This is a genomic window from Plantibacter cousiniae (nom. nud.) (assembly GCF_977070315.1).
Map to the genome: position 1 here is coordinate 268516 of NZ_CDRVEU010000006.1, position 15469 is coordinate 283984.

Annotated in this window: 15 protein-coding genes; 14 read left to right on the forward strand and 1 reads right to left on the reverse strand. The window is 60.4% G+C overall.

Annotated features, from left to right (window positions below; all coding sequences use genetic code 11):
- The first annotated feature begins 82 nt into the window (after positions 1 to 82).
- From hutC to ACW55A_RS14235, 6 genes are all read left to right on the forward strand, one after another.
- The gene (gene hutC, locus ACW55A_RS14210; protein WP_003414206.1) at positions 83 to 895 is read left to right on the forward strand and encodes a histidine utilization transcriptional repressor HutC; all 813 of its coding nucleotides are present in this window, start codon (positions 83 to 85) and stop codon (positions 893 to 895) included.
- Positions 892 to 1488, forward strand: a complete 597-nt coding sequence (locus ACW55A_RS14215) for a HutD/Ves family protein (RefSeq protein WP_046718835.1) — start codon at positions 892 to 894, stop codon at positions 1486 to 1488. Before hutC ends, ACW55A_RS14215 begins: the two co-directional genes overlap by 4 nt.
- A 49-nt stretch (positions 1489 to 1537) precedes the next feature.
- Positions 1538 to 2713 (forward strand): Na+/H+ antiporter NhaA, encoded by a 1176-nt coding sequence (gene nhaA / locus ACW55A_RS14220; RefSeq protein WP_455808288.1) that lies wholly within the window; start codon positions 1538 to 1540, stop codon positions 2711 to 2713.
- Positions 2714 to 2817: 104 nt separating this feature from the next.
- Positions 2818 to 3351: a DUF3455 domain-containing protein gene (locus tag ACW55A_RS14225; RefSeq protein ID WP_003365928.1), complete on the forward strand. Its 534-nt coding sequence runs from the start codon at positions 2818 to 2820 to the stop codon at positions 3349 to 3351.
- A gap of 104 nt (positions 3352 to 3455) precedes the next feature.
- Positions 3456 to 4022 carry a sigma-70 family RNA polymerase sigma factor gene (locus tag ACW55A_RS14230; RefSeq protein ID WP_003365926.1) on the forward strand — a complete coding sequence of 189 codons (567 nt, stop codon included), beginning with the start codon at positions 3456 to 3458 and terminating at the stop codon, positions 4020 to 4022.
- Positions 4019 to 4726 (forward strand): anti-sigma factor, encoded by a 708-nt coding sequence (locus ACW55A_RS14235; protein WP_455808289.1) that lies wholly within the window; start codon positions 4019 to 4021, stop codon positions 4724 to 4726. Before ACW55A_RS14230 ends, ACW55A_RS14235 begins: the two co-directional genes overlap by 4 nt.
- Before the next feature lie 12 nt (positions 4727 to 4738).
- On the opposite strand, the gene epsC is transcribed toward ACW55A_RS14235, so the two are convergent.
- Positions 4739 to 5692, reverse strand: coding sequence for a serine O-acetyltransferase EpsC (gene epsC, locus ACW55A_RS14240; RefSeq protein ID WP_003432332.1), 954 nt, complete (start codon positions 5690 to 5692; stop codon positions 4739 to 4741).
- A gap of 197 nt (positions 5693 to 5889) precedes the next feature.
- Between epsC and ACW55A_RS14245 the strand changes: the two genes are divergently transcribed.
- From ACW55A_RS14245 to ACW55A_RS14280, 8 genes are all read left to right on the forward strand, one after another.
- Positions 5890 to 6888, forward strand: a complete 999-nt coding sequence (locus tag ACW55A_RS14245) for a D-cysteine desulfhydrase (protein ID WP_187809457.1) — start codon at positions 5890 to 5892, stop codon at positions 6886 to 6888.
- Between the two features lie 220 nt (positions 6889 to 7108).
- Positions 7109 to 7906, forward strand: coding sequence for a cystine ABC transporter substrate-binding protein (gene tcyJ, locus ACW55A_RS14250; protein WP_065350837.1), 798 nt, complete (start codon positions 7109 to 7111; stop codon positions 7904 to 7906).
- On the forward strand, positions 7903 to 8571 hold the full coding sequence (gene tcyL, locus ACW55A_RS14255; RefSeq protein WP_455808290.1) for a cystine ABC transporter permease: 669 nt from the start codon (positions 7903 to 7905) through the stop codon (positions 8569 to 8571). The genes tcyJ and tcyL overlap by 4 nt, the downstream gene beginning before the upstream one ends.
- Positions 8572 to 8574: 3 nt before the next feature.
- A complete protein-coding gene (tcyN, locus tag ACW55A_RS14260; RefSeq protein ID WP_004409156.1) occupies positions 8575 to 9318 on the forward strand; it encodes an L-cystine ABC transporter ATP-binding protein TcyN in 744 nt (247 codons plus the stop codon).
- 577 nt (positions 9319 to 9895) lie between these two features.
- On the forward strand, positions 9896 to 10615 hold the full coding sequence (locus tag ACW55A_RS14265) for a hypothetical protein (protein WP_024661618.1): 720 nt from the start codon (positions 9896 to 9898) through the stop codon (positions 10613 to 10615).
- A 388-nt stretch (positions 10616 to 11003) separates the two neighbouring features.
- On the forward strand, positions 11004 to 12326 hold the full coding sequence (locus ACW55A_RS14270; protein ID WP_455808291.1) for an SfnB family sulfur acquisition oxidoreductase: 1323 nt from the start codon (positions 11004 to 11006) through the stop codon (positions 12324 to 12326).
- 25 nt (positions 12327 to 12351) lie between these two features.
- Positions 12352 to 13557 (forward strand): SfnB family sulfur acquisition oxidoreductase, encoded by a 1206-nt coding sequence (locus ACW55A_RS14275; protein WP_003365915.1) that lies wholly within the window; start codon positions 12352 to 12354, stop codon positions 13555 to 13557.
- Positions 13557 to 14915, forward strand: coding sequence for an LLM class flavin-dependent oxidoreductase (locus ACW55A_RS14280; protein WP_455808292.1), 1359 nt, complete (start codon positions 13557 to 13559; stop codon positions 14913 to 14915). Before ACW55A_RS14275 ends, ACW55A_RS14280 begins: the two co-directional genes overlap by 1 nt.
- Positions 14916 to 15469: the final 554 nt, after the last annotated feature.

A 15469-nucleotide genomic window follows, 5' to 3' on the forward strand; every position in this document is an offset into this window, starting at 1 on the left:
GTAATTTGTATATACATATACAGACGTTTCAGCGGCCGGTAAACCGCCTGCACGCTTGCCGAGCAGCAGGTTAATGGTTAGCGTGAGCGCTTTGCAGCGTCTGAATGCGCTCGAAAACACCGTCTCGAACAACAAGGACTCCCACGTGTCGACTCCGCCCGCCGCTTCTTCCCTGGCAGCCCAGATGGGCGAAAGTCCCGCACCCTTGTACGCCCGCGTGAAACAGATGATCGCTCTGCAGATCCAGAACGGCACCTGGCCGCCGCATCACCGTGTGCCGTCCGAAAGCGAACTGGTGACGCAACTGGGCTTCAGCCGCATGACCATAAACCGGGCACTGCGCGAGCTGACCGCCGAGGGCCTGCTGGTGCGCATGCAGGGCGTCGGCACCTTTGTCGCCGAGCCCAAGAGCCAGTCGGCGCTGTTCGAAGTGCATAACATTGCCGACGAGATTGCCGCGCGCGGCCATCGCCACACTTGCAAGGTCATGGTCCTCAAGGAGGAAGCCGCTGGCTCCGAGCGCGCCCTGGCGCTGGACATGCGCGAAGGCCAGCGGGTTTTCCACTCGCTGATCGTGCATTACGAGAACGACATCCCGGTGCAGATCGAGGACCGCTTCGTGAACGCCCAGGTCGCTCCGGACTACCTCCGGCAGGACTTTACCCTGCAGACGCCTTACGCCTACCTCTCGCAGGTTGCGCCGCTCACCGAAGGCGAGCATGTGGTCGAGGCGATTCTCGCCGAAGCCGATGAATGCAGGCTGTTGCAGATTGAGGCGGGTGAGCCCTGCCTGCTGATTCGCCGTCGGACCTGGTCTGGTCGTCAGCCGGTTACCGCTGCGCGCCTGATCCACCCCGGCTCCCGTCATCGCCTGGAAGGACGCTTTACCAAATGAGCCAGACCCGCATTTTGCGCGCCGTCGACTACCCGCGCATGCCGTGGAAAAACGGCGGTGGCAGCACGGAAGAGATCGCTCGCGACGCCGGCCAGGATCTGGACGGTTTCGGTTGGCGGCTGTCGATTGCCGACATCGAAACCTCGGGCGGCTTTTCGGTGTTCGCCGGTTATCAACGCATCATCACCGTCCTGCAGGGCACGGGCATGACGCTGGACGTGGATGGTCTGAGCAGTCGTCCGCTGCTGCCATCGGACCCGTTCGCATTCAGCGGTGACAGCCAGGTCAATTGCACCTTGCTGGACGGGCCGATTCGCGATTTCAACCTGATCTACGCCCCACACCGCTACACTGCACGTCTGCACTGGATAGACGTGCGTCACCCGCAACGCTTGTTCAGCTCTGCCAGCACCCTGGTGCTGTTCAGTATGGCCGAGCAAGTGGCGATCAGCGTCGACAGCCAGCCGTGGGAAATTCTTGGCAAACACGATTGCGCTCAGGTGGACAATGCTGGCGGTCTGCTCGAAGTCGAACTGCAATCGCCTCGCGCCAGCCGTTGCTGCCTGATTGAGCTCACTGCCACAGGCCAGTAACCGCATTCCTGGCATTACGATAAAAAAGTGCTTCGTTTCAAGGACAACCATGACTCAAGTTCCGAACCGGGAAACGCCCAGAGGCATTGCCGTCCTCGCACGCTTCCTCGCCTCCGAATCAGCCGGCGGCATCGTGTTGATGGCCGCTGCGCTGGCGGCATTGATCGTTGCCAACTCGCCTCTTTCTGCCGGCTATTTCTCGATCCTGCACAGCGTCTGGCTGGGCCTCTCGGTCGAGCTGTGGATCAACGACGGGCTGATGGCGATCTTCTTCCTGATGGTCGGCCTGGAGATCAAACGTGAAGTCCTCGCCGGTGGTCTGGCGACCTGGGGGCAACGAGCCCTGCCCGGCTTTGCAGCGGCAGGCGGCATGCTGGTGCCTGCGCTGATCTACATCGCGATCAATTGGGGCAATCCGCAGACCCTGAGCGGCTGGGCGATACCGGCAGCCACCGACATCGCCTTTGCCCTCGGCGTGCTGTCGCTGCTCGGCAATCGGGTGCCGACCTCGCTGAAGGTGTTTCTGGCCGCGCTGGCGATCCTCGACGATCTGGGCGCCGTGACGATCATCGCCTTCTTCTACAGCTCCGGTCTGAACCTGCCGATGCTGGCTGCCGCTTTCGTGACCTTGGCGGCGCTGATCGTCATGAATCGTTTGAACGTGCGCCGTCTGTTGCCCTATCTGCTGCTCGGCGCGCTGCTGTGGTTCTTCGTCCTGCAATCGGGCGTGCACGCCACGCTGGCCGGTGTGGCCCTGGCGCTGTGCATCCCGATGGGCAAGCCCGAGGAAGAAGCCCGCTCGCCACTGCTGTTCCTCGAAGAAAAGATGCACTACTGGGTGGCCTTCGCCGTGGTGCCGATCTTTGGTTTTGCCAATGCGGGCGTGTCGCTGGCCGGCATTACCTTGGGCAATCTGGTCGATCCTGTGCCGCTGGGCGTTGCGCTGGGGCTGTTCGTGGGCAAGCAGATCGGCGTGTTTCTCGCCGCTGTGCTGGCCATCCGCGCCGGGCTGGCGGTGTTGCCGGAGGGCAGCAACTGGGTGCAACTGTACGGCGTGGCGATTCTGTGCGGCATCGGTTTCACCATGAGCCTGTTCATCGGCAACCTGGCGTTCCCCGGCTCGCAACACCTGATCGACGAGGTGAAGGTCGGCGTACTGATCGGCTCGGGTCTGGCCGCGATTGCCGGGATTGTGCTGCTGCGCAGCCGTTTCAGCCGGCGCTGAAAAATATTTTCAAATCACTGCATCCAGATGGGTTTCTCGCGGGTAGTACATTCAGCAGCCACTTCGAGTTGCTGAGCGCGGTTAAACCTTCTGGAGATTTCTGCATGAACGCAAAACGCTTGCTCTGCCTTGCTGGTACCACTCTGGCCTTCACTTGCCTGTCGTCTGTTGCCATGGCTCAGACCGACCTCCCCGAAAGCGTCCGTGTGCCGGCTGGCAACAAGGTCGGCATGCAAACCACCGGGGTTGGCGAGATCACCTACGAGTGCCGCGCCAAGGCCAACATGCCCAACGAAATGGAGTGGGCGTTCGTCGGTCCCAAAGCAGTGCTCAACGACAAGAGCGGCAAACAGGTCGGCACCTACTACGGCCCACCTGCCACCTGGGAAGCCAAAGACGGTTCCAAAATAACCGGCACTCAAGTCGCCGTGGCCCCTTCGAGCGCTGGCAACCTGCCGTACCAGCTGGTCAAGGCCAACCCGGCCGAAGGCAAGGGCGCAATGACCGGCGTCACGTACATTCAGCGTGTAGCCCTGAAAGGCGGCGTTGCCCCGGCCAAAGCCTGCGCAGAGAGCAACAAGGGCGCGAAGGAAGTGGTCAAGTATCAGGCTGACTACCTGTTCTGGACTGCGAGCTGATAGCCATCATTCACCGGGTGACTGCGCAGCCAGTGGTCTATGCTGCTGCGCGGGAGCCTCGTGATGTCAACGAGGCAGTAGTCTTCCATTGATGGCGGATCATCTTGTCTTCGCACGAATCTCTCTTTGATTACGAAGCGACGTTGCAGGCCTGCGCTCGCGGTGAAAAGCAGGCCTTGCAGCGTCTCTATCAACAGGAAAGCGCCCGGTTGCTCGGCGTCGCTCAGCGCTTGGTGCGTGACCGCGCGCTGGCCGAAGACATCGTGCATGACGCGTTCCTGAAAATCTGGTCCCACGCGGCCAGCTTCGATGCCTCGCGTGGTTCGGCACGTGGCTGGATCTTCAGCGTGACCCGCCACCTGGCGCTCAACACATTGCGCAATACGGCTCGCGAAGTGCGTGTCGAGGACGACGGCAGTGAAGATCATCATGAACAGGCGACACTGGAAGGCTGGCAGGAAATCGGCGATGCCTTCGATTGGCAGGTCAATCCAGGACGGATCACGTCATGCCTGGAGCAGTTGGAGCCGGTAAGACGCAACTGTGTTTTTCACGCGTACGTGGACGGTTATTCGCATCAGGAAATCGCGCAGAAAATTGGCGCGCCATTGGGGACGGTCAAAGCCTGGATCAAGCGTAGCCTGACGGCTTTGCGGGAGTGCATGGGATGACCCGGCCTTTAGACGACAACATTCACGAGCTGGCGGGCGAGTATGTACTCGGCACGCTCTCGGCGCAGAAGCGGCTCGACGTACAGCGTCGCCTGTCGCGCGAGCCCGACCTGCAGGCCGCCGTCGATGCCTGGGAACAGCGTATGCTGCCCCTGACCGAACTAGCCGAACCGGTGATGCCCTCGCCCGGCCTGTGGGATCGTATCGAACGTAACCTGCTGGACATGACCGCGCCTGCCAGCACGCCGCAAAGACCGCGCGTTCGCTGGTGGGACAACCTGTCGATCTGGCGCGGCCTGGCCGGAGCAGGCCTGGCTGCTTCACTGGTACTGGGCATGACGCTGCTGACCCGCGCACCGGCGCAACCGTCTTATCTGGTGGTCCTCGTAGGACCGCAGGACAAGGCTCCCGGCTGGGTCGTGCAGGCCAGTAACCCGCAGGAAATACAGCTTATCCCGCTGGGCGTGTTCGAGGTTCCGACCGACAAGGCGCTGGAGTTCTGGACCAAGGGTGACGACTGGCAAGGCCCGGTTTCGCTTGGGCTGGTCAAGCCGGGAGAGAGCCTGCATGTGCCGCTGGATAAACTGCCGCCGCTGCAACCCAACCAGTTGTTCGAGCTGACACTGGAGAAATCCACTGGCTCGCCAATCGGCAAACCCACCGGGCCGATTCAGTTCATCGGCCGGGCGGTGAAGGTGATCTGACGCGAAGGTCGCCTACTTGCGGCTGCAGTCGTCCTGTTGCAGCAGGTTGGCCTGGGTCAGGTTGCAGTCTGCCGGTACGCTGCGCGTCAGCCAGACATTGCCGCCGATGGTCGAACCCTTGCCGATGGTGATGCGACCCAGAATGGTCGCACCCGCATAGATCACCACGTCGTCTTCAACGATTGGATGCCGTGCGTGGCCTTTTTGCAACTGACCGTCCTCGTCCGACGGGAAGCGCTTGGCGCCCAGGGTCACGGCCTGATAGATCCGCACCCGCTCGCCGATGATCGCGGTTTCGCCAATCACCACGCCTGTTCCGTGATCGATAAAGAAGCTCGGGCCGATCTGCGCACCCGGATGAATATCGATACCGGTCGCCGAATGGGCGATTTCCGAGCTGATACGCGCCAGCAACGGCAAGCCGGCGCGATACAGATAATGCGCCAGCCGATGGTGGATCACCGCCAGAATGCCGGGATAGCACAGCAGCACTTCATCGACACTGCGCGCCGCAGGGTCGCCGTGATAGGCGGCCAGCACGTCGGTGTCCAGCAACAGACGAATACCCGGCAGGGCCATGGCGAAACCCTGGATCAGCTCGAGTGCTCGCGCATCGATGCTCTTCAGGTCACCGCCCTGCTGATGGGCCACGTAGCGCAATTCAAGCCGGGCCTGAGCCAGCAGTGCGTTGAGCGCCACATCCAGCGTATGGCCGACATAGAAGTCCTCGCTTTCCTCACGCAGGTCCACCGGGCCCAGACGCATCGGAAACAGTGCGCCGCTCAAGGCTTCAAGAATCTCGCCCATGGCCGCACGCGAAGGCAGCTCACGCCCACCGTGTTCACCGCTCACTCGCCTGTTGCGAGCCCGCCAGTCTTCACGCGCGCTGCGCAACTGGCTGACGATGCGCTGCAACTGCCAGTGGCTGGAGCGGCCGTCGGCGGACGCTTCTGGAATATCGCTCACGCTTGACTCTCCTTGATGTGAAGGGTGGCGACCGACAGTACGGGCCGCTGCTGTTGCCACTCTACGGCAAACATTCAGACGAAAAAAACAACAATTTCTGTCGGAATACGCGAAGAGAGCCGTGCGCACAGATAAGTTGCCGTGCGAGAAACGTCTGCCTATAGTCCGCTGACTCTTTACACGGCTTATCGACCACCATGATCAAAAATCAGCTTGCCCGCTTCAATCGCCTGGACCTGATCAGCGCGCCAACGGCTCTGGAAAAGCTCGAGCGCCTGTCGGTCTGGGCAGATCGTGATATCTACATCAAGCGGGATGACACCACGACGCTGGCCCTGGGCGGCAACAAGGTGCGCAAACTCGAGTACCTGGCCGCCGATGCGCTGGCCCAGGGTGCCGACACACTGATCACCGCCGGGGCCATCCAGTCCAACCATGTCCGCCAGACCGCAGCGCTGGCCGCGCGCCTGGGCCTGGGCTGTGTGGCGCTGCTGGAAAACCCCATCGGCACCGAAGACCCCAGTTACCTGAAAAACGGCAACCGCCTGCTGCTGGAGCTGTTCGATGCCAAGGTCGAGCTGGTGGAAAACCTCGACAACGCCGACGAGCAACTGCACGCCCTGGCAGCACGCCTGCGTTCCAGCGGCAAAAAGCCTTATCTGGTGCCCATCGGTGGCTCGAGCCCGGTGGGGGCGCTGGGTTATGTGCGCGCGGGGCTGGAACTGGCCGAGCAGATCAAGCAGACCGGCATCGAGTTTGCTGCCGTCGTTCTGGCCTCCGGCAGTGCCGGCACGCACAGCGGTCTGGCGCTGGCTCTGGCTCACGAGCTGCCGCAATTGCCGGTCATCGGCGTGACCGTGTCGCGCAGTGAAGAAGCACAGCTGCCCAAGGTTCAGGGCCTGGCCGAGCGCACCGCAGAGTTGCTCGGCGCTCCGTTGCCCGAACACTTCAAGGTCGAACTGTGGGATGAGTATTTCGCGCCAAGGTATGGCGAACCGAATGCCGGCACGCTGTCAGCCATCAAGCTGGTGGCCAGCCACGAAGGGCTGTTGCTCGACCCGGTCTACACCGGCAAGGCCATGTCCGGTCTGCTCGATGGTATCGGTCGTCAACGCTTTAACGACGGCCCACTGATCTTTCTGCACACCGGCGGTGCGCCAGCGCTGTTTGCCTATCCGGATGCGTTCGACCAGTGACGTTTCAGCCAACGGGTCCTTTATGCTTTTGTGGAGGGAAAATAACTTTTTTTGTTATTTTTCCTCATAAGCTGATGGCTATATAGTCGCGCCCGGCAGACCACAACGCTTAACCTTACACCTGACGTAACTGACTGAAAAAAAGCTGAATAATCAGCACGAAGTTGCTTGAGTCGGGTCAGAAAATGGCCAGACACTTCCATACCAACAAGGGGCTTGCATGAACATTTCCGCTATTCGTCGTACGTTTCTTTTCTCGGCAATGGGCTTGATGCTCAATGCCGGTATCGCCGGGCAAGCCATGGCTGGCGAGCAACTGCAGAAAATCAAGGACAGCGGTACGCTCAATGTAGGCCTGGAAGGCACTTACCCACCGTTCAGCTTCGTCGATGAGAGCGGCAAGCTCACCGGCTTCGAAGTCGAGTTTTCCGAAGCGCTGGCCAAGGAACTGGGCGTGAAGGCCAAGATCCAGCCGTCGAAATGGGATGGCATCCTGGCCGCTCTGGACTCCAAGCGTCTGGATGTGGTGATCAACCAGGTGACCATCTCCGACGAGCGCAAGAAGAAGTACGACTTCTCCGAGCCCTACACCGTGTCCGGCATTCAGGCGCTGGTTCTGAAGACGAACCAAGACAAGATCAAGACAGCCACAGACCTGACCGGCAAGAAGGTCGGTGTGGGCCTGGGCACCAACTACGAGGAATGGCTCAAGGCGAATGTTCCGGGCGCGATCGTCAAAACCTATGACGATGATCCGAGCAAGATCCAGGACCTGAGTGTAGGTCGTATCGATGCGATCCTCGTTGACCGTCTGGCCGCCCTGGAAATGGCTGCCAAAACGAAAAACAAACTCGTCCCTGCAGGCGACGCCTTCTCCCGCCAGGAATCGGGCATTGCCCTGCGCAAAGGCGAGCCTGAATTGCTGGCGGCCATCGACAAGGCCATCGACAAGCTGCGTGCCGACGGCACGCTGAAGAAATTGTCGGAAAAGTACTTCAACGCTGACGTCACCAAATGATTGAAGAGAGCCTTCAGCTCGCGCTGGACTCCGCGCCCTTCCTCCTCAAGGGTGCGTACTACACTGTCTTCCTCAGTATTGGCGGGATGTTTTTCGGTTTGCTGCTGGGCTTCGGCCTGGCCTTGATGCGCCTCTCGCGCATCAAACCGGTGAACTGGATAGCACGCCTCTACGTGTCGTTCTTTCGCGGCACGCCCTTGCTGGTGCAGCTGTTCGTGATTTATTACGGCCTGCCGGAGCTGGGTATCCAGCTCGAACCACTGAGCGCTGCGCTGATCGGTTTTTCCCTGAACATGGCCGCTTACGCCTGCGAAATCCTGCGCGCGGCCATCAGTTCGGTGGAGCGCGGCCAGTGGGAAGCCGCGGCCAGTATCGGCATGACCCGCTGGCAGACCATGCGTCGGGCGATCCTCCCGCAGGCCGCACGCACCGCATTGCCGCCACTGGGCAACAGCTTCATCTCGCTGGTCAAGGACACGGCGCTGGCAGCCACCATCCAGGTGCCGGAGCTGTTCCGTCAGGCGCAGTTGATCACCGCACGCACCTTCGAAATTTTCACCATGTACCTGGCCGCTGCACTGATCTACTGGATCCTTGCCACGGCGCTCTCGCACCTGCAAAACAAGCTGGAAGCCAGGGTCAACCGGCACGATCTGGAGACCTGACACATGATAGTGGTTGAAAAACTCACCAAGGCATTCAAGGGCAATGAGGTGCTCAAGGGCATCGATCTGCGTATCGAAGCCGGGGAAGTGGTGGCCATCATCGGGCCCAGCGGCTCGGGCAAGACCACCCTGCTGCGCTGCCTGAATCTGCTGGAAACGCCTGACAGCGGCAGGATCAAGGTCGGTGACATCGAGATTGATGGCACCCGCTCCATGAACCAGCAACAGGGGTTGATCCGCCAGTTGCGTCAGCAGGTCGGGTTCGTGTTTCAGAACTTCAATCTGTTTCCGCATCGCACCGCACTGGAAAATGTCATCGAAGGTCCGGTGGTGGTCAAGAAGGTGGCCCGCGAAGCCGCCGAGGCGCTGGGCAGAAAGCTGCTCGCCAAGGTCGGCCTGAGCGGCAAGGAAGACGCTTACCCGCGACGCCTTTCCGGCGGGCAGCAACAGCGCGTGGCGATTGCACGGGCGCTGGCGATGGAGCCGCAAGTGATCCTGTTCGACGAGCCGACCTCGGCTCTGGACCCGGAGCTGGTCGGCGAGGTGCTGACCACCATCCGCGCTCTGGCTGAAGAGAACCGCACCATGGTCATCGTCACTCACGAGATGAGCTTTGCCCGGGACGTCGCCAACCGGGTGATCTTCATCGACAAGGGAGTGATCGTGGAGCAAGGCGAAGCCAAGGCGCTGTTCGCCAACCCGAAAGAAGAACGCACCAGGCAGTTTCTCGAGCGTACCCGCTCCTGATCAGGACGATCAGCATCTGCAAAAAGCAGCGTCCATCCAGCGGCGCTGCTTTTTTCTTACATTTCCGGAAGGATTAATCGTTCAATATCCTTGCTGAATTCCCGCGTAATTTCCCGAAAAATCATCGAAATAATAAAATTAGCCCACGTCCTTCCTGCTCTTTGATTCGTAGCCGGGCGCGCCACTGCGCGTCCGTGTTGCCAGACTTTCCCTTCCGGACACTCTGCTGTCGGTTACGGCCTGTTGCCATTGATACTTTGTGGTAGGACGGTTGTTTCGTGAGGAGTCAACGGTTCCAAACACACAGCGTAGGAAGTATCCGGTTTTCAAGTAAACAGTCCTTAAATGCACTTCGCACATTGACAAGTTCCCGCAAAGCCCATTAGCTCACCTACTTCACGCATTTCAGTGAGGCAGCAAAGTTTCAAGCACACTTTTCATACCGTTTGTAATGTTTGCCATAACTTGGATATTTAAGGTAATTATCCCCCTGCCTGAAACGCACACTTCATTACTTGAACATGACAACTTATGACGATTCTTTACTTGAACCATTGATTATCTGGAGTACCCCGACATGCGTCAAAACACTTGCAACGCCAGCCCCCTGGGCTTGCCTATCCCTTCTGTTCCGCTGGCCAGCCGACATGGCATAGGCGTGAGGAACGCCTCTCAACTCGTTGTTCATGTTGAACCCTATGGCAGCATGGAAGAGGGCGATCTGATCGAACTGTTCTGGGACGGCTGTTACGTCGCGTCAACAATTTTGAAGGCATCCGACGTCGGCAAGCCTGTCGTCCTACGTGTGCCGGAAAGCTTTCTGCAGAATGGCAAGGCGAGAACCTACTACCGGGTCATGAAGATAGGCGGAGTGCCTGTGACCTCGCCCTGCCGCAAGCTATGGGTCAAGCTGAACGCACCGGGAGGGCGGCTGGTCAGCGCCAACACGGAAGAAAACCAGGGGCTGGCGCCACTCTATGTTGCGCCATCGGTCATACGCCACGGACTCTCGCGCAGGCACCTGGAAGGCGGCTTGCCGATGACCATCGAGCCTTATCTGAACATGGCTGTTCACGACGAGATCACCGTGCGCTGGGGCGATCTGCGCATGGACCTGCCGCCGCTCACTGCCGACGATATCGGTGAGCCGGTCGACCTGGTCGTACCGCCTGAGTTGATACGCGAAGGCGGAGACGAACAACGGCTGGAAGTGAGTTACTGTGTTATCGACCGGGTGGGCAACAACTCGCTCTGGGCACCACCCCGAATAATAAGGATCCAACCGCTGGGGCATTGAATGCCTGACGACGGCAAGTCGGACAAACCGCGTCACTCGACAATACTGTTCAATGAACAGCACCGTACGGACCATTCTAAAAACGAAACGTTATTTATTCACGCTCATTACCTGTATTAAACATTGGCCACGCGTGTAAGAAAGTTCAACGTCGCTCCGGCATACGCCATGTTTCATCCGTACTTGGCTCTGCGCACACGTCTAACATCGTGCGTTACGCGAGGTGAGGATATGAAGCGGCATTGGCGACTGACAATAACTGTCTATGCTTATTCCAAAATGCACGTTTTAAAAACTTTTATACACGCTTAGGGTATATGCACCGGACCACCGGACATCGTGATGTTTTCCAGCCGCACCTGATGCGGCCTACTGCTACGAGGTTCCGATGGTCCCTTTCACAACTACCCCTGTGGATAAACCCAGGGTCGTATCGATTGACGGTGAGCGACGCGAGTCTGATCCGGCGACGGTAGCGACCCAACGCGTCGAGGCTTCACAAGAGCCTGACGCTGCTCCCCGCCTGCTGAAGGCCACCGTGTTGCAAAACGACGCGCAAGCCATTGCAGCAGCCCATGAACTGGCCGCAGCCGCACAGATCAATGCTGCCAATCGTGACAGACAACGTGCCTTGCCATGGGCTGAAATCGAACAGTTCACCCGCAGCGGACTGGGCAGTATTTCCATCCCGCGCGCATACGGCGGCCCGCAAGTATCGTTCGTCACGGTGGCTGAAGTCTTCCGGATCATTTCTGCTGCCGACCCGGCACTGGGACAAATTCCGCAAAACCAGTTCGGCATTCTGCACCTGCTGCAGGGCAGCGCCACCGAGCAACAGAAGAAAACACTGTTCCAGAGCGTGCTGGACGGTTGGCGCATCGGCAACGCCGGGCCCGAGCGCGGCACCAAAAACACACTGGAACTCAAGGCACGGATCACCGCCAATGGCGACCGCCTGGCCATCACCGGACAGAAGTTCTACTCCACCGGCGCGTTGTTCGCGCATTGGGTTGCCGTCAAGGCGCTGGATGACCAGGGACGGCAGATCATGGCCTTCGTCCAGCGCGGCACACCAGGCCTGCGCATCGTTGATGACTGGTCGGGCTTTGGCCAGCGCACCACCGCCAGCGGCACGGTGCAGCTCGACAACGTGCCGGTGGACGCCGGGCTGGTGGTCGATAACTGGCGCCTGTCCCTGACGCCGAACATTCAGGGTGCCGTTTCGCAACTGATCCAGGCCGCAATCGATGCGGGCATAGCGCGCGGGGCCATCGACGATGCGATAGCTTTTGTACGCGAGAAATCCCGTCCGTGGATCGACGCCAACGTCGAGCGCGCCAGCGATGACCTCTATGTGATCGCCGACATCGGCAAGCTGAAACTCGAACTGCACGCCGCAGAAGCGCTGCTGCGCAAGGCGGGCCAGGAACTTGACGAAATCAGCGCTGCGCCTATCGATGAGCAATCGGCAGCCCGCGCCTCCATTGCAGTGGCGCGGGCCAAAGTCCTGACCACCGAGATCTCGCTACTGGCCAGCGAGAAGCTGTTCGAACTGGCCGGCAGCCGCGCGACCCTGGCCGAGTTCAATCTCGACCGCCACTGGCGCAACGCGCGCGTCCACACCCTGCATGACCCGGTGCGCTGGAAATACCACGCGGTCGGCACCTGGCATTTGAACGGCACCCTGCCTGCTCGCCATTCCTGGATCTGAACCAGACCACTGGAGAACACCCTTCATGAGTTTCAACCCAAAAGCGCGCGTTAACGCAGCGCTGATCACCAGTGACGCTCAGGCCCTGCACACAGCCCGCGAACTGGCCCTGCAATTGAAAACCGACAGCGCGCAACGCGATCGCGAGCGCCGTTTGCCGCATGCCGAACTCGACCTATTCAGCCAGTCCGGTCTGTGGGGCATCAGTGTGCCGCAAGCCTTCGGCGGCGCGGGTGTTTCCAATGTCACGCTGGCCAAGGTGATCCAGCTGATTTCCGAAGCCGATGGCTCGCTGGGCCAGATTCCGCAAAACCACTTTTACGCCCTGGAAGTGCTGCGCGTGAACGGCAGTCCGGAACAACAGGCGCGCTTGTACGCCGAGGCACTGGCGGGCGTACGCTTCGGCAATGCGCTGGCCGAACTGGGGACCAGAACCGCACATGACCGCACCACTCGCCTGAGCCGCGACGGGGACGGTTATCGCATCAACGGCCGCAAGTTCTACGCCACCGGCGCGTTGTACGCGCAACGTATTCCCACCTCGGTGATTGACGACGAGGGTGTGCAGCAACTGGTGTTCGTGCCGCATGACAGCGAGGGGCTCAGCGTCATCGACGACTGGAGCGGTTTCGGGCAGCGCACCACGGGCAGCGGCTCGGTGGTGTTCGACAATGTGTATGTCAGCGCCCGCGATGTGGTGCCGTTCCAGAGCGCCTTCCAGCGCCCCACCACGGTCGGGCCACTGGCGCAGATTCTCCATGCGGCGATCGACACCGGCATTGCCCGCGCAGCCTTCGAGGACGCCCTGACGTTCGTGCGGACGCGTACCCGGCCATGGATCGATTCGGGTATTGAAAAGGCCGTGGATGACCCGCTGACGCTGCACAGCTTCGGCAAGCTGGGTATTCGCCTGCACGCCGCCGAAGCACTGCTCGAGCGCGCCGGAGAGTTTCTCGATGTCGCTCAGGCCGACAGCAATGCCGAAACCGTCGCCGCTGCCTCGATAGCCGTGGCCGAAGCGCGCGCCATCAGCACGGAGATTTCCCTGGCAGCCGGCAGCACGCTGTTCGAACTGGCGGGCAGTCAATCCACGCTGGCGGAACATGGCCTGGATCGCCACTGGCGCAACGCGCGCGTTCATACGCTGCACGACCCGGTACGCTGGAAGTTTCACGCCATCGGCAATTACTACCTCAACGACACTAATCCTCCCCTGCGGGGGACGATCTGATGGCGCGTAAAAAGATCCTCCTCAACGCGTTCAACATGAACTGCATCGGCCATATCAACCATGGCCTGTGGACCCATCCACGGGACACCTCGACGCAATTCAACAATCTGGAGTACTGGACTGACCTGGCGAAACTGCTCGAACGCGGGTTGTTCGACGGCCTGTTCATCGCCGACATCGTGGGCGTGTATGACGTGTATCAGAACTCGGTGGACGTTACCCTCAAGGAGGCGATCCAGTTGCCGGTCAACGACCCACTGCTGCTGGTCTCGGCGATGGCAGGTGTCACGAAACACCTGGGCTTCGGCCTGACCGCCAACCTGACCTACGACGCGCCCTATCTGTTCGCCAGGCGCATGTCGACGCTGGATCACCTGAGCCGTGGCCGGGTGGGCTGGAACATCGTCACCGGCTACCTCGACAGCGCGGCGCGGGCCATGGGCCTCAGCGAGCAGAACGAGCATGACCGCCGTTATGATCAGGCCGACGAGTACCTGGAGGTGCTGTACAAGCTCTGGGAAGGCAGTTGGGAAGACGATGCCGTGATCAATGATCGCGAGCGGCGCGTCTACGCCCAGCCGGGCAAGGTGCATAAGGTCCGGCACCAGGGCGAGTTCTATCAGGTCGAGGGTTATCACCTCTGCGAACCGTCGCCGCAACGCACGCCGGTGCTGTTTCAGGCCGGCAGTTCGGAGCGCGGCCTGCAGTTTGCCGGAAAGAACGCCGAATGCGTTTTCATCAGCGGGCAGAACAAGGCAGCGACCCGCGAGCAGGTCGACAAGGTGCGCGCCAGTGCCGTGCAGGCCGGGCGCAACCCGGACGACATCAAAGTGTTCATGGGCCTGAACGTGATCGTCGCGGCCACCGAAGCACTGGCTAGGGAGAAGCACGCCGAATACCGCCGCCATGCCAGCGCCGAAGCCGGCGTGGCGCACTTCGCCGCGTCCACGGGCATCGATTTTTCTGAGTACGAACTCGACGAACCCATTCAGTACGTGAAAAACAACGCCATTCAATCGGCGACCAGGAACCTGAAAAACAACGACTGGACGCGCCAGAAACTGCTCGACCAGCACGCCTTGGGCGGCCGTTACATCACCTTGATCGGCTCGCCCGAACAGGTCGCCGACGAACTGGAGTCATGGATCGACGAAACCGGCCTGGACGGCTTCAACCTGACCCGCATCGTCACCCCGGAAAGTTACGAGGACTTCATTGACCTGGTGATCCCGGAACTGCAACGCCGCGGCTCATACAAGACCGCTTACGAAGAAGGCAGCCTGCGCAAAAAACTGTTTCCGGAAGGCACCAACCGTTTACCACAACGGCATGGGGGGGCGGCACACCGGCGCAGTTGATGACGACATGCGCCCCCACGCTGAAGCGCCTGGCGTTGTACACAGATTTTGTGGGAGCGAGCTTGCTCGCGAAAGCGATTGGCCAGACGCCCTGCTTTCTGCGGCTGCACTGGCCTATTCGCGAGCAAGCTCGCTCCCACAGGGCCTATGCGCTAAGTGGGATGCACACCGGCGCAGTTGATGACGACATGCGCACCCACGCTGAAGCGCTTGGCGTTGTACACAGTTTTTGTGGGAGCGAGCTTGCTCGCGAAAGCGATTGCCCAGACGCCCTGCTCTCTGTGGCTGCACTGGCCTATTCGCGAGCAAGCTCGCTCCCACAGGGCCGATGCGCTGCGGGGATGCACACCGGCGTATTGATGACGACATGCGCCCCATGCTGAAGCGTCTGGCGTTGTACGCAGATTTGGTGGGAGCGAGCTTGCTCGCGAAAGCGATTGCCCAGACGCCCTGTTTTCTGCGGCTGCACTGGCCTATTCGCGAGCAAGCTCGCTCCCACAGGATCGATAAGCGCAAGACGTGGGAACGAGACTTAGGGATTTTTAAAAGGACCA

Coding starts and splice junctions, on each gene's coding strand:
- ACW55A_RS14225 (WP_003365928.1), top strand. CDS start 2,818: ATGAACGCAAAACGCTTGCTCTGCCTTGCTGGTACCACTCTGGCCTTC.
- ACW55A_RS14235 (WP_455808289.1), top strand. CDS start 4,019: ATGACCCGGCCTTTAGACGACAACATTCACGAGCTGGCGGGCGAGTAT.
- ACW55A_RS14275 (WP_003365915.1), top strand. CDS start 12,352: ATGAGTTTCAACCCAAAAGCGCGCGTTAACGCAGCGCTGATCACCAGT.
- tcyJ (WP_065350837.1), top strand. CDS start 7,109: ATGAACATTTCCGCTATTCGTCGTACGTTTCTTTTCTCGGCAATGGGC.
- ACW55A_RS14280 (WP_455808292.1), top strand. CDS start 13,557: ATGGCGCGTAAAAAGATCCTCCTCAACGCGTTCAACATGAACTGCATC.
- ACW55A_RS14270 (WP_455808291.1), top strand. CDS start 11,004: ATGGTCCCTTTCACAACTACCCCTGTGGATAAACCCAGGGTCGTATCG.
- nhaA (WP_455808288.1), top strand. CDS start 1,538: ATGACTCAAGTTCCGAACCGGGAAACGCCCAGAGGCATTGCCGTCCTC.
- ACW55A_RS14245 (WP_187809457.1), top strand. CDS start 5,890: ATGATCAAAAATCAGCTTGCCCGCTTCAATCGCCTGGACCTGATCAGC.
- ACW55A_RS14265 (WP_024661618.1), top strand. CDS start 9,896: ATGCGTCAAAACACTTGCAACGCCAGCCCCCTGGGCTTGCCTATCCCT.
- ACW55A_RS14215 (WP_046718835.1), top strand. CDS start 892: ATGAGCCAGACCCGCATTTTGCGCGCCGTCGACTACCCGCGCATGCCG.
- tcyN (WP_004409156.1), top strand. CDS start 8,575: ATGATAGTGGTTGAAAAACTCACCAAGGCATTCAAGGGCAATGAGGTG.
- tcyL (WP_455808290.1), top strand. CDS start 7,903: ATGATTGAAGAGAGCCTTCAGCTCGCGCTGGACTCCGCGCCCTTCCTC.